Raw genomic sequence first — 25,368 nt, forward strand, 5'->3', positions numbered from 1 at the left:
GCGTCAGCCCGAGGCCCCGGCGATTACCTTCAGTCGTTCCTTGAGGCTTATCATCTCGCCCTTGGCAATGAGCGCCCGTGCCCGATCTGCCACGGGCTGGTCTATCATCTTGTTGTTGAACGTCACCGCGCCCCTGCCCTGTCTTAGTGCCTCATCGTAAGCATCGACGAGTTTTAGCGCCAAGGCAAGTTGATCCGCTGTGGGACTGAACTCCTCATTCAGGATATCGATCTGATTGGGATGGATACAGAAACCGCCCTCAAAGCCTAGTGCCCGCGAGCGCCGCACCACGGCACGGAAAGCCGCGCGGTCGGCGAACTGCGCCACCGAGCCGAGATATCCGATCGGCAGGATGCCAGCGGCCCGGGCCTTTGCCACAAGGTCCATATTCGGCATATAAAGGCCATCGGCCTCCGGCTCCATGCCGAGATCGAGCGACAGGTCCTCGGCGCCGATCGTGATCGCGACGAGCCGTTCGGAGGCCCGGGCGATTTCGGCCATGTTGGCCAGGCCCTCAGCGGTTTCGATCATGGCGAGAAGACGGGTGTGGCCCTGAGCAAGGCCCCGTTCGCGCTCCAGTTCGCCTGCAATTTCCGCGATTGCCCTGACATAGGCGGCGTCCGGAACCTTGGGCAGGTTGAGCGCATCGACATCCGATCCGATCGCTGCTTCGACGTCCGGCAGCGCCAGGCGAAATGGCCGGTTGATGCGTACGACGACGTCAGCACCCCTTCCGGCGAGCTGCCTGGCCACGGTCGGCACGGCCGCTCGCGCTTCTGCTTTGCGTTCCAGCGGCACCGAATCTTCCAGGTCGATCTGGAAGGCATCCGGATTACGCCGCCGGGCACTCTCAACATGCCTGGCGCTGGTGGCCGGCACGAACAGCATCGAACGCCAGATTGGCAGATGCCGGCTCATTTCATCGGCTCTCCGGTTTCGGACCAACCTATCTCGTCAAGGATCTCCCGGCTGTGTTCGCCGAGCCGTGGTGCCGGCCGGCGGAATACACCTGGAGTATGAGACAGGCGCGGGACAATGTTGTGCATTGGAATCGGCCCGAGTTCCTCATCTGGCATCGAGACCACCACACCGCGTTCATTGACATATGGATTGACCAGAAGGCCGCCCATGTCCAAAACCGGGGCAACAGTGACGCCTGCACCCTCAAAGAGCGTGAGATTGCCGGCGAGATCACGCGAGCCGATGAAGTCAGCGAGTATACGATCAAGCTCGTCCCGATTGCAGACCCGCGCATCATTGGTGGCAAAGGATGGATGGGTCTTGAGTTCCGGTCGTCCTATGGTGTCGAAGATGCGCTCCGCCATTGATTGCATCGAGCCGGAAAGCGCAAGGAATTTGCCATCTGCACATTCATAGATGTTGCGCGGCGCGGTATGGCTGGCCTGATTTCCCGCACGCGCCGTTACGCTACCGCTCAGGTGATACCGCAGGGCCTCGCTCGCTATCAGCGAAAAGATTGGTTCGAAAAGGGACAGATCGATCACCTGCCCCTGCCCCTTACCGGTTTCCACGACACGAACGGCAGCCATTGTCGCCGAGGCACCGTAGAGTCCGGCAACCATATCAGCCATCGCCAAAGGAGGTAGCAATGGCGGCCGGTCGGGCCAACCGTTGAGTGAGGCATAGCCCGACATGGCCTCCACCAGCGTACCGAAGCCCGGTTTTTCGCGATATGACCCCGTCTGACCCCAACCTGAAATCCGCAGGATCACCAGGTTCGGGTTCATTGCATGCAGCGTTTCAGGAGAAAGGCCCCATTTCTCCAGCGTCCCGGGCACGAAATTTTCCACGAGCACCTGACTGGTCTCAAGAAGTCTTTCGAATACGTGCCTATCAGGATCGCGCCGCACATCGAGCGTCATACTGCGCTTGTTTCGGGAATAGATCTTCCAGTAGACGTCGACGTCGTCCACAAGCCAGCGACGGAGGTCGTCGCCCTTGTCGGGGTGCTCAATCTTGATGACGTCAGCACCATAGTCGGCTAGGACCAGCGTCGCCATGTTTCCGGCGACCAGCCGCGACATGTCTAGTACGCGGATCCCCTCGAGCGGGCCCTTCCGTGAAGGATCGAAGTGGTCCATATGGGGTGGGTGCCTCGGTGTCTTGTTCATTGGAATTCGATTACCGGCTTGATCTCCTTCAGTGCCTTCATGCTTGCCAGGGCTTCGTTGGCCTGTTCGAGCGTGAAACTGTTGGAGATCATCTTCTCGAAGGGAATGCGTCCCCGCCAGCGATCGGCAAATTGCAGGGCTCGCCAGTAGGAGCGGGCATCACCGGAAAACGAGCCGATGAGACGCAGGTTCTTCTTCACGATGGTCGAAGGCTTTATCGTGGTTTCACCTTCGCTCAATTGCCCGACGGTCAGATAGCGCCCTCCGCGCCGAACGAGATCGAGACCCTCGTTGAAAGCGCCTGGCTGCCCGGTGAATTCCATGACGATGTCGGCCCCGCGCCCCTCTGTCAGCTTCCTTACTGCGTCGAGCCGCTCCTCTGGTGTCGTACGCTCGACCGATAGAACCTCGGTTGCTCCAAAATCCTCGGCAAGCTTCAGGCGCGCGTCGGGAGCGCCGGCCATTATCACCTGAGAGGCGCCCGCCACAGAGGCAACGGCCGCGGCCAGCAGTCCCAGCGGTCCCGAGCCTTGAATCATCACCGTTTCATGGGGCTGAATGTCACCGAGATTGGAATAGGCGTTCATCACCGAGCGGAAGGCACAGCTGCACAGGCTCGCCACAGGGCTGGACATGCCGTCTGGCACCCGGAACCGTCCAGATTGCGGCAATACGTAGCCGTATTCGGTAAAGCCTCCGAGCAGGTAGGGAGGCTTCTCGATATTCTCGTACATGTAGGCCCGGCGGTTCTCGCACAGGGTCGGCTGCCGGGCCACGGTGCAGTAGTAGCACGAGCCACAAGCGGTATGGGTCCAGACAATACGGTCGCCTTCTCTTAGGACAGTGCCAGCACTGTCCTTTTCGGCGCCCGGCCCCAGCTTGACCACCCGGCCGACCATCTCGTGGCCGATGATGACCGGCAGATCGACCTTGAGCGCCAGCGAGCCCTGCCACAGATGTACATCCGTGCCGCAGAGTGTGCATGCTTCCGTCTTGACCAGGATGGCTCCGGGCTCCACGTCCTTCGGCACAGGCACTTCCTCGATCTTCAGTGGATCGCGGAAACGACGCAGCACGGCTGCGCGGGAGAACGAAGGAATAGCACACATGGCATACAGACTTTCGGGTTGAGAACGAGAAATCCGCGTCAGCCGTGGTTAAACACCACGGTCTTGGCAACGGTGAATTCGCGCAGTGCTTCAAGGCCCTTTTCGCGGCCGTGACCGGACTTCTTCACGCCGCCGAATGGCAACTCCACGCCTCCGCCGGCACCATAGCTGTTGATGAAGACCTGCCCGGCTTTAACGCGCTTTGCCATCCGCATCTGCCGTGCGCCGTTTTCAGTCCATATGCCGCAGACGAGACCGAAATCGGTCCCGTTGGCGATCCTCAGCGCATCAGTCTCATCATCGAAAGGGACCACCGCCAGCACCGGACCGAACACCTCCTCTCGCGCCAGGTCATTGCCCTCTGGAACGAGCCCGAACAATGTCGGGGTGACAAAGTAGCCGTTCGGATCAGCACTCTTGTCCAGCATGCCTGTCGCAACGACCTCCAGGCCGCTGTCACGTGCGCCATGAAGGAAACTCTCCACCCGCTGCTTCTGCTGACGGCTGATCACTGCACCGCAATCGAGGTCGGCCGTATGGGAACCAACACGGACGCGGGAAAAGCGCTGCGAAAGCGACCGCATGAAGCTTTCATAGATCGATCTCTGCAGCAGGACGCGACTCCCTGCCGAGCAGGTCTGGCCGGCATTCTGCACGATAGCCTTTATCACCGCCTCGATCGCGGCTTCATAGTTGACGTCCTCGAAGATGATCTGGGGCGACTTGCCACCCAGCTCGAGCATGCAGGGGATATGGTTTCTGGCCGCCGCCGTCTGGACCAGCGTTCCAATTTCAGGTGAGCCGGTAAAGGAGATGAAATCAATGCCTCGATGAACGGAGAGAGCTGCCCCGGCCTCTTCGCCATAGCCCGTCACAACGTTGATCACCCCGTCGGGAAAGCCTGCCTCGGTTGCAATCTCGGCAAGCCGCATTATACCCAGGCATGCTTCCTCCGCAGGCTTCAATACCGACGTATTGCCTGCGGCGAGTGCAGGCCCCAGGGTGCGCCCGAACATCGAGATCGGATAATTCCAGGGGATGATGTGACCCGTCACCCCGCGTGGCTCGCGCAGGATGATCACCTGGTAGCCGTTGAGATAGGGGATCGTCTCGCCATGCAACTTGTCGGCGGCGCCGCCGTAGAATTCGAAGTAGCGGGCACAGACCGTAACGTCGGTGCGAGCCTGCGTCAGGGGCTTGCCAGTATCAGCCGCCTCAATCTGCGCCAGTTCCTCGTGGTGATCGAGGATCAAGGCAGCCAGTCTGCTCATAAGCCGGCCCCGCTCGAGTGCCGCCATGTTTCCCCAGGCGCCATCGAAGGCGCGACGTGCCGCCGCAACGGCCTTGTCCACGTCGACGGCGGTGCCGCGCGCGATGTGGCCGATCTCCTTGCCGTCGCTCGGAGAATACATCGGAATGGTGTCACGCGAGACGGCGGACTGCCATTTGCCGCCTATCAGCATTTCGTTCGAACCCATGCCGCTCCACCCTGTCTTTGCAGATCCGGACAGGTTGCCCTGATCACGCAAGCAAGTATCACCTGCCGGAGCTATCAGACAAATAGTCAATACCAAAGGGAGCTATATGGATCGTTGATAGCCGCTAGCCGAGCAGAGGTCCACTCGCGATGGTCATACGGGTGCATACGGCAATCGCAGCGGCCAGGCCATCCTGTCTGGCGACGCCCTTGCCGGCGATATCAAACGCCGTGCCATGACCAGCAGTGGCAATGGGGATAGGCAGGCCGGCAATCACGGTAACACTGCGGCCCAGTCCCAGGAGCTTGAGTGCGATCTGACCCTGATCATGGTACATCGTGACCACCGCATGATAACCGCCCTCGAGGACATGAGGAAACACGCTGTCGGCGGGGAAAGGTCCCTCGGCATCGATGCCAGATTGTCTGGCGGCGAGGATTGCGGGAGCAATCACATCGATCTCCTCCCGCCCGAATGCTCCTCCCTCGCCGGCATGCGGATTGAGCGCTGACACCGCAAGCCGGGGATGCTCGATCCCGATGCCGAGCAGAAAGTCGTGCATGCGATGGATACCGCGACTCACTGCCGATGGCGTAACAAGGCCTGCCACTTGCGAGAGCGGCACATGCGAGGTGACGCGAGAGGTCCACACATCCCCGAGCATGTTGATTTCGCCAGCGCTGCCACCAAGGAGGCGTGAAAACAGTGCCGCCTCGTCGCCGCCGTCGTGGCCGCCATCGCGCATCGCCTGCTTGTTGAGGGGGGCATAGACAAGGCCATCAATCTGGCCCGATCGAGCGGCGGCCGCGATATGAGCAAACGTATCCAGGACCTCGCGGCCGGCTGCCGCCGATACATGACCCGGCAAGCCGACGGGAGCCGAAAATGGCAGCGGCACAAATGCCGGCGTGGGATCCCTGCGGCGTGCCTGGGCGAGGGTGTCGAGCCGCCGCAATTCGGGCGTGACACCCGCGATGGCGCATCCATGTTCAAGGACCAGCGGGTCTCCGATGACGACCAAGGCAACGCCCGCCTCTCCCGGAGGTTCGTCGATCATCCGCGCCACAAGCTCCGGACCGATGCCGTAGCGGTCGCCCATGGTCAGAGCCAGTACCTTGTTCATGATCTGCGTAGCCTCCCTCATGCCAGGACCCGGCAGCGTGACAATGAGGGTTTTTGTAATTATTAATTTTACAATGTGCAATTGGGAGGTTGGCAATGGCTGAAGGAAAAGAGGGTAGATCAATAGGTTTCATCGGGCTCGGGCTTATGGGCAGTGCCATGGCCGAAATGCTGATGGCTGATGGTCACGACCTGACCGTCTGGAATCGCGAGACCGAAGTGCTGGCGGGTTTTGCCGAACGCGGCGCCCGCATCGCGGCCACGCCCGCCGAGGTAACCGTGCACAGCGATATCGTGATGCTCTGCGTATTGGATACACACGCCGTTGAAGCGGTGACGTTTGGAGCCCGTGGCGTTGTCGAGGCCGGTTCACCTGAAAAGCTTTTGATCGATCACTCGACGACGATGCCGATACCTACAGAGAGCATGGCGAAGGAGTTGAAGAAGCGCTGCGGAATGGCATGGGTCGATGCGCCGGTTTCCGGCGGACCTGCCTTTGCGCGAGAACGACGCCTAACCATTATGGCAGGTGGCGAGGATGCCGCGTTCAACGTCGCAAGGCCGCTCTTTACCTCCTATGCAGCCAATGTCACCCGCATGGGCCTAACCGGCGCCGGCCAGATGACAAAAGTTATCAATCAGGCCATCAGTGGCGTCAGCTACGTGCTGATGGCCGAGGTCCTGCGTCTGGCAGAGGAAGGCGGCATCGACGCGGAACGTATTCCGGAATGTCTCGCCGGCGGTCATGCCGATAGCACCATGCTACACTACGCTTATCCCAAAATGCTTGAGCGCGCCTTCCTCCCACCCGCCAGCAGGGCGAGCCAGATGCTTAAGGATCTTCAAAATGTGACGAGCGAAGCCAGGCGACTGGGTCTCGATCTGCTGCTGGTAGAAGCAGCCCGGCAACGGTTCAGCACCTATGTCGAGAAAGGCAATGGCGAGCGTGAGACCGCCTCGATCTACCAGAGTTATCTCGACGATCTCGTTGCGGACAAGGATGTCCGTTAGCCTAAAAGCCGCACCCGTCCGACGATCAAACGGGTCCGGTTGACCGACTCCCCGCACTACCAGGGGCGCTCTTCCAATTCCACGGTCTTGTCAAAGGCCATGCCGAGTTTGTCGTAAAAGGCACGCCGCTGTCGACGGTCCTTGTCCTGCACCAGCCAGGCGCGCTTCGCTATTTCCTCCGCGTGCGCCTGTGGAACGACGACGACCCCATCGTCGTCGGCGATAATTCCGTCCCCGTTGTTGACAAGTACACCGCCGCAATTGATGGGCTGGTTGACCGACGCCAGGATGAGCCGGCCGGCCATGTGCCGCATGGAGCGCACCGCAGAGAAAACCGGCGAGCCCTGCCCGATGCACTCGCCACTATCGCGGCAAGCGCCATCGATGACGAAACCCACGGTGCCTTTGACCTTCGCGTCGAGCACATTGTTGGAACCCAATAGCCCACAGCGAGACTGCTTCGTGTCGATGACCTGCACCTCGTCGACCGCTCCCATCGGATGCCCGCCGCTCCATAGCGCGTCAGGCGCAGCCTTGCCATCTGGCCCCTTCTTGTATTGGCGCTCGTCGAACTCTTCGTAAGCGAGGCTTGGAAGAGGATTGTTGATGACCCGGTACTCGGCCGTGGAAGCGATACCGGCAAAGAAGACACCCGGAAATAGTGGCCGGATGCGTGGATCCATTTCGTATGTATTCATGAGACCGAGCGAATCGAGTGCATCGGTCACGTCGGAAGTCCGGACTTTTCGCAGTATTTCGAGTGTTTCCTTACTGATACTCAAGGGAATCTCCTCCTCATTATGCCTCAGGTCACAGCATGTGGTGTAGGCTCGCATGTGCCAGAGCATCCATTCAACTAGCGTTTTCCAAGTCATGGTATAGCTCGGCGCTATAACAGGCCGGAGAGACATAGAATTTGCTCGCACTCGGCCGATTCAGTTGCCGTGCAAACCTCGGTGAAATTGGTCCTCGCGTAGTTCTGCGATGTCTTCCGGGATTTTCAAACGTTAAAGGCCACCACTCCGATCAGTCAGCCCCTCTTGCTGCCGCTGATATCTGGCCGACTGTCCGATCTGGCGCGACCTGAAGGAAATTATCGCTGAAGGGGATCATCAGGGACCTCCGTTTCGACAATCGACGGCTGGGACGCGTATTTATCATCATGGCTGTCGGAACGCTGCAATCGCCGCAAGTATGCGGTCACCGGAAAATGGTTCGCCGCGAAGGCGTACACCAAGGTTCGGCGCCAACGGATTATCTTTCGCGCCGTCGACAGCAGTAGTGACAAAGTCGATTTCTGGTTTAGCGCACGGGAATTTGGGGGCTGCCAATGCTTTCTGAGGAAAGCGTTCGCCGGCATGGCCAGCCCAAACGCCTCGTCATTGACGGCAGCCAGACCAACCGGGAAGCGATCGTTGTGACACAACAAGCCGCCTTCAGGATCGGTCTTGCCTCAGAGCTGAACTGGCTCGCTTTGCCACGTCCGTGAATTTGGCCACACGGTCCGCCAGTTTGCTCGGCAACTATCGCGTCAACATTGATTTCGTTCGGGCTGATGGATTGCGCTGCGTCAATGGCAATCCGGCATCGTAGACCCGCGCGACAAGACTTTCGGTGACAGACGCGTCCGCATAGGTTTCTTGCATCCGTATATAAACTGACGACAGACCAGGGTCGAGGCAAAGCGCTTGCCGTACCAAGAGCTCGGCCTTTCCGACATCGCCGCGGGCGACGCTTGCTGCGATCTGGTATAGAAGAGTGCGCCTAGTCTGGAAGGGCAGTGTCTGAGCCACGCGCATCAAATCTTCGAAACGTTCCAGCGCATAGAGAGCCGCCACCCGCTCTTCGGTGATCCAGACAGGCAGGAATGGATCGAGCGTCTCGGCACGATCAAGCATCTCCAGGGCATGTTCAGGCTCGCCGTCGTAGACATAGAACGCAGCGCTTCGCCCGAGTATATAGGCGTCATTCGGAGCCAGTTCCTGAGCACGGATATGATGGTAACGCGCCGAAACGAAGTCACCTGATTTCATCTTTATAGCGCCCATGATGCGATGGGCGGCCGGGTCGGTCGGGTCGAGGGCCAGCGCGTGCGCAACCTGCTGTTCGGCCTTCTGGAGATCAAAGCTTGGCAAATTGCTCCACGAGCAGACATGCATTGCAAATGGACGACCGAAACCGGGGTCGGCGGTCATTGACCGCTCGAACCAGGACATTGCCTCGTGTATGTGAGTATCTGACACGCCAGTTAGGCGGTGATGATCAAGTCCGCGCAGATAATACTCATAGGCTGTCATATTCTCCGGTCGCTTCAACCGTGCCGCCGCAAGTTCGGACTGTTCCACCTGGCCGGACACGGTCGCAGCAACGCGCGCGATGATTTCGTCCATGACGTCAAGCAATTCGCGAAACGGACGCTTGATACGATCGGACCAAATGACGAGGCCCTCCCCGGTTTCCATCAGCGAGATGTTCAGCCGAAGGTCGTCTCCGGATTGTCGGATTGAGCCGCTAACAACGTAACCTACGCCAAGAAGGCGGCCGACCTCTACGGGATCCTTGGTCGTCAGCGCTGTCGCCGCAGAACGGGAACTTACGAACAGTCGCTTGAGGCGGCTGAGTTCGAGCGTCAGATCGTCCGTAATGCCTTGAGCGAGAAAACACTGATCCGTGATGGCGCCCGGCGCTACATCGAATTGCGCCACCGCGATCGAATTGCTTCGAGGAGACTGGGCAACATTAGGCACGGAACGCGTCGGAGCGAACTGAAAGACGTGACGGTCGACGAGTTCAGTGACGCGGTAAATCCGGATCGGCTCGAAAATACCCTTAAGCCGCCGTTCTCCGACGTCTTCGAAACCACACGGTGAGATCCGTCGGACCTGATCGTAAAGCAGCCCCGAAACGTCGATGGCGCCCGCTGGCGCCGACGCCTCGATGCGCGCGGCGATGTTTACCCCATCGCCTCGCAGGTCCGAGCCCACTACGACGACATCGGCGACGTGAAGGCCGAACCGCATGTCGTCGCCGCTCGATCCAGGAAGGGCAGCGATTTCGGCACGCGCCTCGATGGCCGACCTAAGTGCATTGACCGGGCTACTGAACTCGGCGAGCAGGCCGTCACCTGCGGTACCGAAGACACGCCCGTCATGGCGCTGGACGATCATACGGACCGTGTCGAGGATGGTGTCAATGCGAGTAATCGCTCCTTCCTCGTCCGTCTCCATCGCAGGGGTAGAGCCGACGAAATCCCCAACCATGATTACAGCCAGCTTGCGCTGCATCTCGACCTCCTGCAGAGGTGCACGTGTGGCGTTCAATGTAGCACATTCGCAGGCCCCGGTGCTTTACAAATGGCGGCGATGGCCAAGTGGTTGCTATCGGCCATTTAGGGCAAGGTAGCTGCGGGCAAAATCATTGACGAAGCGGATATTCAGCCACGAACTGACCACACCGACGTCAACGGAGCAAACCATCCTGAGCGTACAGAAAAGCGCGTCGAACTCGCCGACCGGTTCCCCATCTTCCCGCGATGGAGACGCTGGCGTCGTCCGGGTCGCGCCGACCATGCCGCGATCGAGTGCGAGCACCGTGATGCCGCGCGAATTCGTCGTAATGCGGCTGCGAGCCTCAGTGAAGGGGCGGCGGGCCTGCCCCACATAACAGCGACGCGGGCGAAACGGAACCCCAAGGCAGCCACGCTCCCATTTTCGATAACATACCTAGACGCAAAGGTGATCGGGCGGACGGCGACGCTCCGCCTTGCCTGGTTCATTGCGGAGCGTCGCCGCTTTCCTTCGATTCGTGCACCTCATGCCTTTTGTACGCGGCCAGCGGATATCGACAAGAACGGCGTGCGGCTTGTCGTTGTGGTCGGGATCGGCAGCACGGCCGCCTTTCTCGACACAGCGGCAGCCAGGATGCGGCGTGCCCCAGAGATTTGGCTGTCGCGGGTTGGCCTTGCGTGCGGTTTTCGCCTGTTATCGATAATCGGCGGGAACTGAAGAAGCTGCGTGGGCGTTAATTCGCAACGCGAGCGCAGGAGGAGGACCATGACAGGCGCGCTTACATTTCGCGCCGTGCGGCTCGCGCTGCATGGCCTCGGCGGGTACCGGACCGTCCAGACGGTCGAGGATGCCGCCGAGTGCCTGCTTAATCATTGGCCGACACATAAGGGGCGTGTCTACGACGCTGCATGCGAGATCATTCTTGGAGCCCTGAACGGCCAGTATACCGCAGAAGCTGCCCGCGCCGCCCTCATCACAGCGGCCGACGAAGCGACCATCGAGATTATCGAATAAGCGGAATTTGTTAGGCGACGACCTTCCAATGCATCAGATCACAGATCAAATGTCGGAGAAGTGGTGGCGATACCCCGTCATTATCTTTCTTGCCGATGGCACCAATATCAAGATTGATACCAGTAGAGCAGCATTCAATTTCCTTTGGGATCGGTGGCCAGCCGAGGACGGCCCGCTGCGGGAAGTGGCCCTGCAAGCCTGCTTCGATCACTCGAAGGGCTCTACTACCCAGGATCGAGCCAGGGTTGCGTTTGTAGAGGCCTGCAGCGAAGCGAAGCTGATTTTCGTGGCTTAGCCCGTTTTGCTTTCATATTTGGGTGCTCGCGGGCCGCACTACTTCAGTGCGACGCAGGCATTTCACCATTCTGCCTCCGCGCCCCCAATGGCGCACGCCCGTGCACATGGCGGAGCGTGCAACAAAGAGGCGGCCAGCGAAACGACAGCGGGTTCGGAGCGCTCCTCAACTCGCAATTATTGCAATGCGTTTTGCCTGCCTGCGAGTGCTACCTGCTAGAAGTTAAAATAGATGGCAACTCCCGACCGCCGGTACGGGTAGTAGCCAGGATAACCGCCATAGTATCGAGGATACCCATAGTACCTCGGATAACCGCGGTACCCGTATTGCCGAGGGTAGCAGCCGCGGTAATAGCGGCAGGAACGCCAAGCATACCGCCGATCCCAGTGGCGATTCCCGTTCCAACGACCATTGTGCCGATTTTTGACCTGTTCGACGGAGCCGATTTGTGCTTGCTCAGGTCTAGGCACGAACATTGGCGCGGCATTTAGCGGTAGGGCGAAAAACGCTGCCAAAACTACGGGTGTGAGGGCGGATAAGAGCTTTTTCATCGGGACTCCTCCTCGCTAACCATCACATTGAACCTCTGAGCCTGAACCGCTGATGAACACTTCTTGCTTTTTGCGGAGTTCTGAATGTGTTTCGCCATGACAACTATCTCCACAGCAAAATCTGGTGGTTCTCTGCTAGTTTTCTCGCTGGTGCGCACCTGCTGTGTGGATGGGTATCCGCCGCTAAATAACCGCAACGTCCAGAACCGCGCAGTTGAAAGCGGCATCGACGTGGGACATTCCTGTAGGCTCCGCGGCTGCGGGCGATGGCGCAGCTTTTGTGAGCGCCACGTGTACTCCGGTCCTACTTCGCAGGGAACAATCAACCCGCATCGTTCGTTCTATGGTGTTACCACCAACAAAAGATGGCGTGGTTCGCCGGGAGGAAATCCACCATGGACACACGATGGCGCTCGCCGGTCGTGCTTAAATGCACGGAAGCCGCCGAAATTATCACGATAACAGGTCCCCGCGAGGCTCTTGTGTTGCTGGCCTGCAAGTGGCCGGCCCCCCACGATGAAAGCTTCTTTGCGGCTATGCAGGCGTGTTCGGAGGCCCTCGGACGTCCTGAGGCTAGCGAACGAGCACGAACGGCCCTATTAGCTGCCGCCAGCGACGCCGGGTTCCCCAGCGAGGAAGATGGCGCCATCCGCCTTCCTGGCAAGAAGGTCAATCCCGCGGATCACCACTCGTACAGGCCCGAGGTATAAGTCAGGGAAGGTTTGTTGCGGGCAAGCCGTGGCTTGCACGGATCGCAATCGAGATAGATGGTGGTCCCATGCGATCGATCTCGAATACGAAGGAGGCCGCTGGTCAGCTCCTATATCATTGACCGCCTTCTGGGAGAAACGCGCGATTGCACGCCCTTGAGATCTGTAGAGATGTGATCAAGGGGCGCCCGGGCCAAGACGTGGCGCGTGCCTCCTATATAGCCGCCGCGCGCGGCACGGATACTTGTCGGTTGACAATGCGATGCGACTGAAGGAGTTCGATGTTGGGCACGATCACGTTTGCAAGGCCTTCGCCCTACGGGACCATCAACAACTGCCGAAGCCTATCGACATCCTTTGGCCCGAAGATGGCGACCACGATCTGAAACCAAGGAAAAGAGATCTGGGGATTTCCATCGCAGGATCGTCGCCGAGGCCTTCGACAGCGTCAGTTGGCTTTGTTACCGCGGTTGCGATAGTCTTCGAACGTTCTGGTCAGTGTTCCGTAAGCGGTGGTTTCTTCGCACATCGACCAAGCGCGGTAGGCCTTTCCGAAAACCACCGCTGCAACATTGACGGCAATGATGGGCCACAAGTGGGCGTAGTGGTCGACCTCACGATTGATCCCACGAAACAACGCTTAGATCAGGCCAGCGGGTAAGCCACTTCGAGACCTTTGCAGCGTAGATATCGCGTGTGATTTGCCTCTTATTTGCTCTGACGACACCAGCAAATAGATCAACGAAACCAAACGCTGCGTATATCTCTGTCCCACGTCCTGCCCGGCGCATACCTATTGCCGTTGAGGTCGTTGGAAAAGTGTCTATGGCCTCTCTTAAAGAGGAGTAAGGCGGTATTGGATGGCCGAACTTTGTCTCATACCATAGGTGGACCCGCGCTTCATTTTTCACGTCAATCCAGATCGGAAGATCCGGAAATAGTTCTCGAATACGCTTCCCCTGCTTCTGCTCACTTTCCTCCGTCAGATCATCTGGATCGAAGTAGACTAGATCCATGTCCGATACGCCATGTTCCGGACTGAACCCAAAACGCGCATTCCAGATCGTCTGCGCAAGACAGCCCGCAACCAGCCAACAGTCAGGTAGGTTTAGGCGCTCCCATGCATTCCAGACAGTGCGGATGGCGGGGTTCTCCAGCACGAAAGCTTCAAATGTGGTTGTATCAGCAGTATCCATAATGTTCTCCCTATTTGCCGTTTTCGATTGCAGCAAGAGTGGTATGACACTGGAACAAAATTCGGCGGCTCTGGGCCGACTGCAGACTTCAACCGTTTGTCCGCCGCGAATAACTCTACGGCATCAGCACGTCGATCTGGCTCTGCCTGTGGCCTTTGACGATGGCGGTGAGTGTGGTGGACAGGTAGGCGAACGGATCGACAGCGTTGAGCTTGCAGGTTTCGATGAGCGAGGCGATGGCCGCCCAGTTCTCGGCTCCGGCCTCGTGCCCAGCGAAGAGGGCGTTCTTCCGATTCGGGGCTGTCGGCCGGATGGTTCGCTCGACTGTGTTGTTGTCGTTCTCGATGCGGCCATCACTCAGGAAGACGCAGAGTCCCTCACAGTATTTGGCCATGTAGGCGAGTGCTTCGCCGAGCGGCGACTTGCCCGCGACACGGGCACGATGATGCATCAGCCAAGTTCGCATGGCCGCAATCAATGGCGCTGATCGCTCCTGCAGCGCGGTGAAGCGAGCTTCTGCTGAAAGGCCACGCAGTTCCGCCTCGATCCGGTAGAGTTCACCAATCCGCTTCACGCCTTCTTGGGCAATCGGCGCTGATTCGGTGCCGGTGATCTCGACCAGTTTGCGACGAGCATGCGCCCAACAATAGGCAAGTCGGATGTCCGGACAAACGCGGTCTGGAGCAATCAGCCGATTATATCCGGCATAGCCATCCACCTGAAGGATGCCCGTAAACCCCTGCAATATCCTTTCGGCATGATGCCCGCCGCGACCGGGTGCGTAGGTGAAAGCCACACCGGGCGGCCCACCTCCGCTCCACGGTCGGTCATCGCGGGCCAGCGCCCAGAAGTATCCGGTCTTGGTCTTGCGGAGCCAGGATCGAGGACCGGCGCACGGGTCTCATCCATGAACAGCTTGGTCGAGCGCTTCAGTTCGGCGATCAAGGCGTCGAACACAGGGCGCAGTTAACGGTGTTCCTAGCCGTCGTCCAATCCAAGAGTGAGGCCAGCCATTTTCGGCAGCGTGTGCACGGGAACAAAATAGGTGTTTGGCACTTGTCACTTCCGAGGTCGCGTGTCGTGTCAACCGGACGCGACAGGGATGACGAACGCAGGGATTTTTCCGGTTTCTCCTTGCGGCCAACGAAATGGCAGTCGAGCGTCTTACCTGTCCGGACCGCGCCTCAGCTCGCCAACGCTCAGCGCTACCTGATTAACATGGCAAAGAAGCAGCGCAACGACCGCATGGCGACCGCCGTGGTGCCATTGTCGCTGCGCGCCCGGCGCCCTGTGTCGATGCCTCTCCCTGGAGCCAGGTGAATGTGGATCTCGATCCCAAGCGTTTTACGATCCACACCGTACCGTCGCCTCTGCAGAAGACGAGCGCCTGGCAGGACTACTGCGACGGGTTGCGACCACTCGAACAGGCAATCAAGTGGCTCGCCAAGTCTATGTAGCGGACTACCTGAACGCGCGAACTCTGACATACCATAGCGTCGATCGAGTTTCTTTGAGGGCAGACCGCTTCATCGGCCGAAGCTGGCGTTCCGGGCGGGCGCCGATCACGTAAAAAGATCTCGGCGGGTAGTGGAAAAAAACCCCGCGTTGATAGCGGGGCTTCCTGTTCATTGACGATAACTTACAGACGATCTGTCCGGTAACGCTCGCGCTCAGCGGCGATTTGCTCAGGCGTGTATGGAGCGGCCGTTTCATCGAAGCGTGCCCATCCCTGCTCGGTGTAGCTGGCCCGACGGGTTGCGACATCCACACGAGGCGAATCGTTCAGCATCGCTTCGACCGGCGCTACACGGCTCTCATCCACGCGCGCGGTCACGACTGAACCGCCACGACGTATGCTTTCCGCGTAGAAGTGGGCGTCTTCCTCGGGAACTCCGGATTCCACCATGGCCCCGACGATCCCGCCGACGGCGCCACCCGCAACAGCACCTGCTACGGCGCCTGCCGCCGTTGCAGCAAGCCAGCCGGCTGCAACGACAGGTCCAACGCCCGGAATCGCAAGCATGCCAAGCCCCGTGAGCAGACCGCCTGCACCGCCCGCCACAGCGCCGATACCGGCACCTGTTCCAGCACCTTCCGCCGCTCGGCTTCCCTGTCCTTCAACGTCGATGCCGCTTGCCTTGTTGGTGACGATGCTGATGTGGTCCGAAGGCACGCCGGCCGCCTCCAGTGCCCTCACGGCTGCCTTTGCGTCATCGTAGCTGTCATAGAGTCCTGTGATCGTTCTCATTGAAATATCCTCTGTGTTCGGATTACTTGGCCATCGTCACGTTGCCTTGGAAGTCCAGGGAAACACCCGCCTGCTTGCCGTCCTTGGTCGCGGTTGCGCGCCAGACGCCCTGCTCGTCGAGCTTCAGCCCGGCTACGTCCTTGTAGCCGGCATCTTCGATGCGGGATTTCGCCTGCGCCTCCGTAAAGCTGTTCTCGCCCGCGATAGGTGCGCCGGGGTTTTGTTCGGTATTGATCGCCGGCGTAGTCTGCGATGTGCTTGGGGTCTCACTCTGCGCGAAGACGCCAGATGCAGCCAAGAGCAGGCCGGCGGAGAGGATAGCGATTTTGTTCATTGTGTTTCCTCCTGTTGGGTGGAAGGGAAACACGCAGAAAAGTTAGAGGTTCCAATGATTTATTTAACCAACATCGTTGCCGCGCTTATTCTCGAACTGCGACTTCACGGATGCCGGCTGCTTATTATTTGATGGCAGGCGCAGCCGGATGATGGGCCTGAAGTCCTAGACCCTCACTTCACAGGTGACGGGGAGTGCGTTCGAGGATTTTCCCGCACCACTTCGGCTTCGCGACCTGCGAAGGCTTGCCAGAATGCTGACGCCGCCGACGAAGATCGCCCTTCGCCGACTCAGACGAAGCGCGGGGGTCATAATTCACATACCACTCTCTCGCGGGCTTCTTTCCTGGCAGCGTCCCGTGTACCGTCGCATTTTCCGAGCCTGTGATCACCGTCGGCCGCTGTGCAATCCCGAGTGCCTTGCGATCAAAAACTGATTTGGCAAGCTGCCTTTTGCATCCTTTTCGATGTCGGTTATCTCACTCGCCCTTTTGTTTCAGCCCGTCCGAGATCTTCTTGACCTTGGGATCGGCATTGGTCTCGCCATTGGCGTCTTCCGCACGGTCGGGATTGTCCCTAGCGGGCATATAGCCTCGTGGAGTGTTTTCCTGTGGGCCTTCCCATCGCGGCGACTGGTCCGTTGTGCCTGGCGCACCATCCTTTGGCTTGTTCATTCCCATGGTGATTGCTCCTTTTGACAAATTAATCCTGCCGGCGAAAAGATGTTCCGGTCCATGGCGATGACAGGGCCGGAACTTTCAGCGCTCGAAAAGGTTCAGTGTCCCATTCCGACGAGGAGAGCTTCATGAACCGCCGCGCCCCGTCACCAAGCTCAGCCGTGGCCAGATCAAGGAATGCATTGGCGATCTCAGCATGCTGAAGTCCAAGGTCGGCTAAGCGTCCCGAAGACATCGTCCAGAACGCCCGCCTACTTCATTCTGATCGTGCCTAGCCCCAATGACCTGTTCTCCATGATCGGACTGGAGGCACTATATGACTTCAGACCTGCAAGAGGCGAGACGCAAGTGGTTTCAGACGCTCGATCCCGTCCTTCCGGAAGAGATGGTCGGCCTTTGGCGTGGCGAAGGGATCGCGGCCGATCACCCGCTCGACGGCGTGCTGGAGAACCTTCAATGGTTCGGCAAGCGGTTCCATCCCGACTTGAAGGCTGACGCCCTGCTCTTCCAGTGGCGGCAGGAGCGGTTGGTCCCGATCGAGCCCTGCTTCTTTCCAGTTAGGACAGCGATCCGCTTGGCATGGTTCGGCCGGACCTCCATCGCTCGAAACTGGTTCTTGCGCCTTCATAAGATCTTCCGCGCCCGCGCCACCACGGCGAGACTTACACTGCGAACAATCGACGGCGCGGAGACCGCCGCGATGGTCTACGACCGCCAGCCCGTCGCTGACTTTTTCAGGCGCGTCGACCACAGCGAAGTCGCCGGAATGATGGTCGTTGACGGAGATGATCGCAGGTATTTCTTTCGGTTGCGAAAAATCGACCAATCGATCGACGAAGCGGCTCGTGTGGAAGGGCTTCCCCGATAGTGACGTGGAGCAACGTTCGTGCAGATAGGCAATCAGGATTCTGTCTGGGGTCGGGATTGAAGGCTATCCCTGGCGCTATTCGGACGGAATAGCCAGCGAACCATAGCCTGGACGCTTGTAAAGCTTGTCCTCATTTGCCTGTATCTCTGGGCCATAGACTTCTACATCCCATTCTTCGGGCGCCACGTCGAGGATGGCCAGCGACAAGGATGTGTCGCTCGAACCGAATACCGACTTGGCAGCTTCGATCACTTTGGCAGCAAACTCGTGTTTCTGTTGTTCGGATCTCCCTGGGAATATTTTCACCGCAATATGTGGCATGTCGACCTGTCCTTTGTTGTGATCCGCCACGGATACCTCTGTACACGAAGAAACGCACGCCGAAATTTGCGCTGCAACGCCAAGCGCTCGGCCTCACAATAGCGTCGGTTCTCCAGTAGGGTCACCGGTTTTCGTGACGATTGTCGAGCCGTAAGGCTCACGCGAGATGACGATAATCTGGTCGTTTGGGAGGGGGCGAGCCAGATGCTTCGCCTCGTCCCAGGGAGCATTCATCCATATTTCGATTTCCTCTTTTGTCAGGAGGATGACCGGCATCGCCTTCTGATGAACCGGGCGAACGATATCGTTGGGATCGGTTGTCAGGAAACCATAGAGATCGTCTGTGGTGAGGCCGTCCCTGACCTTTCGCACGCTCTTCCACCCTGCAACCCAGATTCCTGCGAAGAACATGAGTGGCTTGTTCTCGTCTTTAGCGAACCAGGCATTTGGAACCTTGCCGCCTTCAATCTGGCTCGTTGGGTCCGGCTCGGCGAAGCTGGTTACCGGAACGAGGCAGCGGTGCTCGATGCCGAACCATCGCTTCCAATGTGGCAGCGTCAGATTGCGGACGTTCGTTGTCCCTCTGTCGGGCTCCATTCGGATAAGCTCGTCCATGTCCACGGACTGCCCCTTCGCACGCAGTTTTTCGGCTCTCGCTTCCGCTGCCTTTTTCTGAACGTAGATAGGCGATGGCAGACCCCACCGACAATTCGCGAGCTGCCTGCGTCCATCCGTCGTGTTGCGGATGACAGGAGACATCTGGTCGGGATTGACCTGGTAGGCGGGCATCAGATTGATCAGGCTTTCGGCGTCTTGCGCCCACTTCGCTGCCCAGTCCCGGTCATCCATACGAAAGAGATTGCACATCAATTCGCCCCCACCAGACACAGCAGCAGGCTAGCGCAGCAGCGCGAAGGTGCCAACCCGCTGGTGTGAGCGTCGTCTGTCAGAAATAATTCAAGTTCTCGTCGGCGGGATGAGTCGACTACCCAATTGAATCACAACGGTGATTTGCGTGGATGCTAACATTGAGGCATAAATTCCTATCTTGGGCTGCTTGACTCCCTTCACGGAAGGGAACAGATACAGAACATTCGCATTGAATTGGCATGAAGCCATAGCGTTTTGACCACGAACCGAAAGGATTCCGTGAGCGATGGCGGTTGCCCGCAAACATGTCATAGCCGATCTGCGCGAACGCATCGCGGCCCTGGAAGGCGGCGTTGTGAAGCGGGTCGATTTCCTGCCGTTTGGCGTGCCGGAAATTGACGGCGTTCTTCCAGGTGGCGGGATGGCGTTCGGCGCGATCCATGAGTTCGCCGGAGGCGGGTCAGGCACGGTCGACGGCGCGGCCGCTGCACTGTTTGCCGCCGGGATAGCTGCGCGAACCAGGGGGAAGGTCGTCTGGTGTCTGACCAGGCCGGACCTGTTCTTTCCGGCTCTTGCACACTCCGGGCTGCATCCGAACCGCGTGGTTTTCGTGGAGGCAGACAAGGAAGAGGACGTCCTGGCGTCTATGGAAGAGGGGCTCTCCTACGGGGGGCTCGGCGCGGTCGTCGGAGAACTGGTGCGCCTTCCGATGACGGCCTCCCGGCGGCTTCAGCTTGCTGCCGAAAAGACCGGGACAATTGGCCTGGTTGTTCGGCGATGGCGACGACAGACCGAGGCTTCTGATTTTGGCCAGCCGACGGCGTCGACGACGCGGTGGAGGGTAAGCGTAGTGCCGTCTGAGGAGCTGCCGGTTCCAGGCGTGGGGCGGCCACGGTGGTTTCTCGAATTGATGCGGGTGAAAGCGGGCGAGTGCGCTGAGTTTTTTGTAGGAGCGTGTGATGTCCAGGGTCGTATCGATCTATCTGCCGGACCTGGCGACCGACAGGATCAGGCGAGCCGAACCATCAATTCCCGCTGAACAGCCAATCGCAATGATCGCGAGAAGCGGTTCAAAGAGGTGGGTCTCTGCCGCTGACGCGGCCGCACGTTCAGCCGGAGTGCGTGTTGGCATGCCAGCTGCAAAAGCCCAGGCATTGTTCGGCGGTCTGATGATGATCGATGCCGATCCCGTCGCCGATGCCACTGCGCTCGAACGCATCACGCTCTGGGCACTGACACAGTATTCGCCTGTGGTGGCCATGGATGCACCGGATGGTATCGTTATGGACACCGAAGGTGCAGACCATCTCCAGGGCGGCGAAGCGAGAATGCTATCCGGCATTGCCAACCGATTCCGCGCCAAAGGCCTGACCGCGAGGATCGCCATCGCCGATACCTGGGGAGCGGCGCATGCCTGTGCTCGCGCGATCACCCGGGAAACTGTCATCGTACCAATTGGACAAACAGCGAAGGCAGTCGAAAAGCTTCCCATCTCCGCACTCCGGTTGCCCGAGAAGACCGCCGGGGACCTGAGAACGCTCGGTTTTCGGTCGATTGGCGAGCTGTCGGCGACGCCGCGTGCGCCGCTCACTCTTCGTTTCGGTCCCGAGGTGGGACGGCGTCTCGACCAGATGTTCGGACGGATTGCCGAGCCGATTGATCCTGTTCGGACGCCGGAACTGATCGAGGTCAGCCGGTCATTCGCCGAGCCCATCGGTGCAGCAGAAACGATCAACAAATACGTTGGCCGCCTCGTCGTCCAACTCGTTGCGGAGCTTCAGCGGAAAGGTCTTGGCGTTCGTCGCATCGACCTCATCGTCGAGAAGGTGGATGGCACCCGCCAGGCGATCCGGGCAGGAACCGCCAAGCCAGCCCGGGATGTCGCCTGGCTGAGCAAACTGTTTCGAGATCGAACGGAGAAGATCGAGCCAGGCTTCGGGATCGAGAAGCTTTCGCTTGTCGCGGTGATGACCGAGCCCTTGGAGGAAACACAGAGGGTATCGTCGCTGGTCGAAGACGGTAATGACGATATCACGCCGCTGATCGACCTCTTCGGCAACCGGGGTCAACGCGTCTACCGCGTCGCGCCGGTTGCCTCTGATGTCCCCGAACGCAGCGTCCGGAAGATCGCGGCCTCGGCTGACGATATCGAGGATGGCTGGACCCACCATTGGCCGCGCCCGGTTCGCCTGCTGGCTCATCCGGACCGGATCGAAGCGATTGCTCTTCTCCCGGACCATCCTCCGGCAAGCATCACCTGGCGCGGCAAGCGCCACCGCGTAAGACGCGCCGACGGACCGGAACGGGTCTTCGGCGAATGGTGGAAGCGCGACAGTGAGCTGGAGGCGGTCCGGGACTATTTCGTTGTCGAGGACGACAGCGGCCAGCGCTTCTGGATTTTCAGGAGCGGTGACGGCGTCGATCCGGAAACTGGCTCCCATCGCTGGTTCCTGCACGGAATTTTCGCATGAGATACGCCGAGCTTCAGGTGACGACCCACTTCAGCTTCCTGCGTGGAGCAAGCAGCGCCGACGAACTGTTTGCCACCGCGAAGGAACTCGGGATCGAGGCGCTCGGTGTCGTCGACCGGAACTCGCTTGCCGGGATCGTTCGAGCCCTGGAGGCATCCCGGGCAACGGGTATCCGGCTGGTGGTGGGATGCCGTCTTGATTTGCAGGACGGCATGTCGATCCTGGTCTATCCCACCGACCGCGCCGCATACTCTCGCCTGACACGGCTGCTGACGCTCGGCAAATCGCGTGGCGGAAAAGCAAATTGCGTCCTTACCCTCGACGATGTCGCCCTTTATGCCGACGGCCTGATTGGCATCCTGGTCCCCGATCTCGCTGATGAGACATGCGCCGTCCAGCTTCGGAAGACCGCCGACATCTTCAAGGACAGAGCCTATCTCTCACTCTGCCTGCGGCGGCGTCCGAACGACCAGCTCCGCCTCCACGATCTTTCGAATCTTGCCGTCCGTTCGAATGTGCGCACGGTCGTCACGAACGACGTGCTCTTCCACGAGCCAGGCCGTCGCCAATTGCAGGATGTGGTGACCTGTATCCGGAACCGCACGACCATCGATGATGTTGGCTTCGAGAGAGAACGGCACGCCGACCGCTATCTGAAGCCACCCGAAGAAATGGAGCGCCTGTTTCCTCGCTATCCCGAAGCGCTGGCGCGAACGATGGAGATCGTCGAACGCTGCAAGTTCTCGCTCGAAGAGCTGACCTACCAATATCCCGAGGAGGCGATTGTCGAGGGCATGGACGCTCAGCAGTCGTTGGAGCACTACGTTCGGCAATGCATTCCGCAGAAGTATCCGGAGGGTCTTCCTCAGAAGGTGCTGAAGGCCGTCCGCCATGAACTCGATCTTATCAAGGAGATGCGGTACGCGCCGTACTTCTTGACGGTGTTCTCGATCGTCCGGTTCGCCCGCACCCAGGGCATCCTTTGCCAGGGACGCGGGTCGGCTGCGAACTCGGCCATCTGCTACATCCTTGGCGTAACGTCGATTGACCCGGAGACCAACGATCTCCTGTTCGAGCGTTTCGTCAGCAAGGAGCGCGACGAGCCCCCGGACATCGACGTCGATTTCGAGCATGAGCGCCGCGAGGAGGTCATTCAGTGGATTTACAAGACCTACGGCCATGACAAGGCCGCCCTCTGTTCCACCGTCACGCGCTATCGGGCAAAAGGTGCGATCCGCGATGTCGGCAAAGCGCTTGGCCTCCCCGAAGACGTCATCAAGGCATTGTCGTCCGGAATGTGGTCCTGGTCAGAGGAATTGGTGAGTGACCGCCAGCTTCGCGAACAGAATCTGAACCCCAATGACCGCCGCCTCGCCCTGACGCTCAAGCTTGCGCAGCAGCTGATGGGGGCACCCAGGCATTTGGGCCAGCATCCTGGTGGTTTCGTCCTTACGCACGACCGTCTCGATGACCTCGTTCCCATTGAGCCTGCATCGATGGCCGACCGGCAGGTCATCGAGTGGGACAAGGACGACATCGAGGCCCTGAAGTTCATGAAGGTCGACGTGCTGGCGCTCGGCATGCTCACCTGCATGTCGAAGGCCTTTGATCTGATCCGGGAACACAAACACGAACACCTCGATCTGGCAAAAATCCCGCAGGAAGACCCGGCGACCTATGCGATGATCCGCAAGGCAGATACGCTCGGCACTTTCCAGATCGAAAGCCGCGCTCAAATGGCGATGCTGCCGAGGATGAAGCCTCGGACCTTCTACGATCTCGTAATCCAAGTCGCCATCGTTCGTCCCGGCCCGATCCAGGGCGACATGGTGCACCCGTATCTCAGAAGGCGAGAAGGCAAGGAGGCGGTCGACTACCCGACCCCTGAGCTTGAGGCCGTGCTCGGCAAGACATTGGGGGTGCCGCTGTTTCAGGAGAGCGCGATGAAGGTCGCGATGGTCTGCGCGGGGTTCACCGGCGGCGAGGCTGACCAACTCCGAAAGTCGATGGCAACCTTCAAGTTCACGGGCGGCGTTTCGCGCTTCAAGGACAAGCTGGTCTCGGGCATGATCCGGAACGGATACACCGCCGAGTTTGCCGAGAAGACCTTCTCCCAGCTCGAAGGCTTCGGCTCCTACGGCTTTCCGGAAAGCCACGCTGCAAGTTTTGCGCTGATTGCCTACGCCTCGAATTACGTGAAATGCCATTTCCCGGACGCATTCTGCGCGGCGCTGCTGAATTCGCAGCCGATGGGATTTTACGCCCCGGCCCAGATCGTCGGGGACGCCCGCAACCATCGTGTCGAAATCCGGCCGGTCTGCGTCAACCGCTCCCGGTGGGACTGTACCCTCGAACAGATTGGCGACAGTCAGCGTCATGCCGTGCGCCTTGGCATGCGGATGGTGAGGGGACTGGCAGTTGCCAATGCAGCCAGGATTGTCGCAGCGCGTATGAACGGCGCGTTCGATTCAGTCGATGACATGTGGCGGCGTTCCGGCGTCCCGGCTGCATCCCTGGTTGAACTTGCCGAGGCCGATGCGTTCCTACCCTCGCTCAAACTGGAGCGACGGGATGCGTTATGGGCAATCAAGGCCCTTAGAGACGAACCTCTGCCGTTGTTTGCAGCTGCGTCGGAACGAGAGGCAAGAGCCATCGCCGAGCAGCAGGAACCAGAGGTATCTCTTCGGCAAATGACCGACGGGCACAACGTGATCCAGGACTACAGCCACGTCGGTCTGACATTGCGCGATCACCCTGTCAGCTTCCTGCGAAAAGACCTGACGGAGCGCCGCATTGTTACCTGCGCGGAAGCGATGAATGCCCGTGACGGGCGTTGGTTGATGACCGCTGGCTTGGTGTTGGTCCGCCAGAAGCCGGGCTCGGCGAGAGGCGTCATGTTCATCACCATCGAAGATGAGACCGGACCGGCAAACGTGGTCGTGTGGCCATCGTTGTTCGAGCGCCGTCGTCGCGTCGTCCTCGGCTCATCGATGATGGCAATCAATGGCCGAATTCAGAGGGAAGGCGATGTCGTGCACTTGGTCGCCCAGCAGCTGTTCGACCTGTCCGGTGACCTCTCCGGATTGGCCGACCGAGACACGGGTTTCAAACTTCCCACCGGAAGGGGTGATGAGTTTGCGCATGGCACACCTGGCAGCCCGGATTCGCGCGACAGGGCTGCCGCAGTTAAACCGCGAGACATCTACGTTCCGGACCTGCACATCGATACCTTGAAGGTGAAGAGCCGGAATTTTCATTGACGATGCGTCTCAGCGCTCGGGCAATATTGACCAGAGCGCCGTGGCGCTCCCTGGTTCGATGTCGCGACAACGGGGTGATATTCCGGCCATGTCGTCAACCTGCTCCTGGGTCATTGCCAGCGCGTGCGACGCGCAAACGTCCTATAGGCGATACTGCTTCCCTGAGCGTAACGCGATTAGCGAGAGATATGCGCTGGAGCAGGTCAAGGAGATGTTGGTCGAAATGATGGCATACGGCTGCCGCTGCGGCCGTCGGCGTCAACGGCCATGGCGCTGTGCGCGACGGCGACTTCCATACGAAGATCTGCTGCTGGCGACGTGTGTCGGGCGAAATGAAAAACTGACCCCCTAACGAAGCGAAGAACAGACCCCTCGTGTAAAAACGAGGAGGAATGGATGACGAGCGCGATCTTAT

Annotated in this window: 22 protein-coding genes and 3 pseudogenes; 9 read left to right on the top strand and 16 right to left on the bottom strand. The window is 59.4% G+C overall.

Features of this window, described 5'->3' with window-relative positions; translation table 11 throughout:
- Window positions 1-3: 3 nt before the first annotated feature.
- The 5 genes from EV286_RS26570 to EV286_RS26590 all read right to left on the bottom strand — a co-directional run bounded on the left by EV286_RS26570 (window position 4) and on the right by EV286_RS26590 (window position 5,842).
- On the bottom strand, window positions 4-918 hold the full coding sequence (locus EV286_RS26570) for a CoA ester lyase (protein WP_132960198.1): 915 nt from the start codon (window positions 916-918) through the stop codon (window positions 4-6).
- Window positions 915-2,102 (bottom strand): CoA transferase, encoded by a 1,188-nt coding sequence (locus tag EV286_RS26575; protein WP_132960200.1) that lies wholly within the window; start codon window positions 2,100-2,102, stop codon window positions 915-917. Before EV286_RS26575 ends, EV286_RS26570 begins: the two co-directional genes overlap by 4 nt.
- A 26-nt stretch (window positions 2,103-2,128) precedes the next feature.
- The gene (locus EV286_RS26580; protein WP_132960202.1) at window positions 2,129-3,241 is read right to left on the bottom strand and encodes a zinc-binding dehydrogenase; all 1,113 of its coding nucleotides are present in this window, start codon (window positions 3,239-3,241) and stop codon (window positions 2,129-2,131) included.
- Window positions 3,242-3,279: 38 nt separating this feature from the next.
- Complete coding sequence (locus tag EV286_RS26585) at window positions 3,280-4,719, bottom strand: aldehyde dehydrogenase family protein (RefSeq protein ID WP_132960204.1); 1,440 nt, start codon at window positions 4,717-4,719, stop codon at window positions 3,280-3,282.
- A 124-nt stretch (window positions 4,720-4,843) separates the two neighbouring features.
- On the bottom strand, window positions 4,844-5,842 hold the full coding sequence (locus tag EV286_RS26590) for a 4-hydroxythreonine-4-phosphate dehydrogenase PdxA (protein WP_165932952.1): 999 nt from the start codon (window positions 5,840-5,842) through the stop codon (window positions 4,844-4,846).
- 95 nt (window positions 5,843-5,937) lie between these two features.
- Here EV286_RS26590 and EV286_RS26595 point away from each other — a divergent pair, with 95 nt between their 5' ends.
- A complete protein-coding gene (locus EV286_RS26595) occupies window positions 5,938-6,852 on the top strand; it encodes an NAD(P)-dependent oxidoreductase (protein WP_132960208.1) in 915 nt (304 codons plus the stop codon).
- A 56-nt stretch (window positions 6,853-6,908) separates the two neighbouring features.
- On the opposite strand, the gene EV286_RS26600 is transcribed toward EV286_RS26595, so the two are convergent.
- Window positions 6,909-7,634: a hypothetical protein gene (locus tag EV286_RS26600; protein WP_165932953.1), complete on the bottom strand. Its 726-nt coding sequence runs from the start codon at window positions 7,632-7,634 to the stop codon at window positions 6,909-6,911.
- A 295-nt stretch (window positions 7,635-7,929) separates the two neighbouring features.
- On the opposite strand from EV286_RS26600, the pseudogene EV286_RS32550 reads away from it, so the two are divergent.
- A pseudogene (locus EV286_RS32550) lies at window positions 7,930-8,316 on the top strand (DDE-type integrase/transposase/recombinase); the annotation flags it as partial.
- 59 nt (window positions 8,317-8,375) lie between these two features.
- On the opposite strand, the gene EV286_RS26605 reads toward EV286_RS32550, so the two are convergent.
- The gene (locus EV286_RS26605; RefSeq protein WP_132960212.1) at window positions 8,376-10,136 is read right to left on the bottom strand and encodes an adenylate/guanylate cyclase domain-containing protein; all 1,761 of its coding nucleotides are present in this window, start codon (window positions 10,134-10,136) and stop codon (window positions 8,376-8,378) included.
- Window positions 10,137-10,904: 768 nt separating this feature from the next.
- Here EV286_RS26605 and EV286_RS26610 point away from each other — a divergent pair.
- Window positions 10,905-11,153, top strand: a complete 249-nt coding sequence (locus EV286_RS26610) for a DUF982 domain-containing protein (RefSeq protein WP_132960214.1) — start codon at window positions 10,905-10,907, stop codon at window positions 11,151-11,153.
- A gap of 28 nt (window positions 11,154-11,181) precedes the next feature.
- Window positions 11,182-11,448 carry a DUF982 domain-containing protein gene (locus EV286_RS26615; protein ID WP_132960216.1) on the top strand — a complete coding sequence of 89 codons (267 nt, stop codon included), beginning with the start codon at window positions 11,182-11,184 and terminating at the stop codon, window positions 11,446-11,448.
- Window positions 11,449-11,663: 215 nt separating this feature from the next.
- Here the strand turns inward: EV286_RS26615 and EV286_RS32555 are convergent, their stop codons facing one another.
- The 3 genes and pseudogenes from EV286_RS32555 to EV286_RS26640 all read right to left on the bottom strand — a co-directional run.
- Window positions 11,664-11,999, bottom strand: a complete 336-nt coding sequence (locus tag EV286_RS32555; protein ID WP_132960218.1) for a hypothetical protein — start codon at window positions 11,997-11,999, stop codon at window positions 11,664-11,666.
- Between the two features lie 1,324 nt (window positions 12,000-13,323).
- Complete coding sequence (locus tag EV286_RS26635; RefSeq protein ID WP_132960224.1) at window positions 13,324-13,905, bottom strand: nucleotidyltransferase family protein; 582 nt, start codon at window positions 13,903-13,905, stop codon at window positions 13,324-13,326.
- Between the two features lie 115 nt (window positions 13,906-14,020).
- Window positions 14,021-14,871: pseudogene (locus EV286_RS26640) on the bottom strand (IS66 family transposase); the annotation flags it as partial.
- Between the two features lie 267 nt (window positions 14,872-15,138).
- Here EV286_RS26640 and EV286_RS32560 point away from each other — a divergent pair.
- Window positions 15,139-15,362, top strand: a pseudogene (locus EV286_RS32560) (ATP-dependent DNA ligase); the annotation flags it as partial.
- 182 nt (window positions 15,363-15,544) lie between these two features.
- Here EV286_RS32560 and EV286_RS26650 read toward each other — a convergent pair.
- From EV286_RS26650 to EV286_RS26660, 3 genes are all read right to left on the bottom strand, one after another.
- Window positions 15,545-16,153, bottom strand: coding sequence for a general stress protein (locus EV286_RS26650; protein WP_132960226.1), 609 nt, complete (start codon window positions 16,151-16,153; stop codon window positions 15,545-15,547).
- 22 nt (window positions 16,154-16,175) lie between these two features.
- Window positions 16,176-16,487: a PepSY domain-containing protein gene (locus EV286_RS26655; protein ID WP_132960228.1), complete on the bottom strand. Its 312-nt coding sequence runs from the start codon at window positions 16,485-16,487 to the stop codon at window positions 16,176-16,178.
- A gap of 478 nt (window positions 16,488-16,965) precedes the next feature.
- Window positions 16,966-17,166: a hypothetical protein gene (locus EV286_RS26660; protein WP_132960230.1), complete on the bottom strand. Its 201-nt coding sequence runs from the start codon at window positions 17,164-17,166 to the stop codon at window positions 16,966-16,968.
- 313 nt (window positions 17,167-17,479) lie between these two features.
- Here EV286_RS26660 and EV286_RS26665 point away from each other — a divergent pair, with 313 nt between their 5' ends.
- Window positions 17,480-18,031: a GXWXG domain-containing protein gene (locus EV286_RS26665; RefSeq protein WP_132960232.1), complete on the top strand. Its 552-nt coding sequence runs from the start codon at window positions 17,480-17,482 to the stop codon at window positions 18,029-18,031.
- Window positions 18,032-18,106: 75 nt separating this feature from the next.
- Here EV286_RS26665 and EV286_RS26670 read toward each other — a convergent pair whose 3' ends face one another.
- Together EV286_RS26670 and EV286_RS26675 are read right to left on the bottom strand one after the other, a co-directional pair.
- Window positions 18,107-18,382: a tautomerase family protein gene (locus tag EV286_RS26670; RefSeq protein ID WP_245500840.1), complete on the bottom strand. Its 276-nt coding sequence runs from the start codon at window positions 18,380-18,382 to the stop codon at window positions 18,107-18,109.
- A 63-nt stretch (window positions 18,383-18,445) separates the two neighbouring features.
- Window positions 18,446-19,219, bottom strand: coding sequence for an SOS response-associated peptidase (locus EV286_RS26675; RefSeq protein ID WP_132960234.1), 774 nt, complete (start codon window positions 19,217-19,219; stop codon window positions 18,446-18,448).
- Window positions 19,220-19,508: 289 nt separating this feature from the next.
- Between EV286_RS26675 and EV286_RS26680 the strand changes: the two genes are divergently transcribed.
- The 3 genes from EV286_RS26680 to EV286_RS26690 are packed head-to-tail and all read left to right on the top strand — an operon-like array spanning window position 19,509 to window position 24,953.
- Window positions 19,509-20,261 carry an ImuA family protein gene (locus tag EV286_RS26680; RefSeq protein ID WP_132960236.1) on the top strand — a complete coding sequence of 251 codons (753 nt, stop codon included), beginning with the start codon at window positions 19,509-19,511 and terminating at the stop codon, window positions 20,259-20,261.
- Window positions 20,182-21,693, top strand: coding sequence for a DNA polymerase Y family protein (locus tag EV286_RS26685; protein ID WP_132960238.1), 1,512 nt, complete (start codon window positions 20,182-20,184; stop codon window positions 21,691-21,693). The genes EV286_RS26680 and EV286_RS26685 overlap by 80 nt, the downstream gene beginning before the upstream one ends.
- On the top strand, window positions 21,690-24,953 hold the full coding sequence (locus EV286_RS26690; protein ID WP_132960240.1) for an error-prone DNA polymerase: 3,264 nt from the start codon (window positions 21,690-21,692) through the stop codon (window positions 24,951-24,953). The genes EV286_RS26685 and EV286_RS26690 overlap by 4 nt, the downstream gene beginning before the upstream one ends.
- A 203-nt stretch (window positions 24,954-25,156) precedes the next feature.
- Here the strand turns inward: EV286_RS26690 and EV286_RS32320 are convergent.
- A partial coding sequence (locus EV286_RS32320; protein ID WP_207909930.1) for a hypothetical protein occupies window positions 25,157-25,368 on the bottom strand: 212 nt, incomplete at its 5' end.

This window comes from Rhizobium sp. BK251 (assembly GCF_004345245.1).
In the GTDB taxonomy this organism is placed as follows: Bacteria; Pseudomonadota; Alphaproteobacteria; order Rhizobiales; family Rhizobiaceae; genus Rhizobium.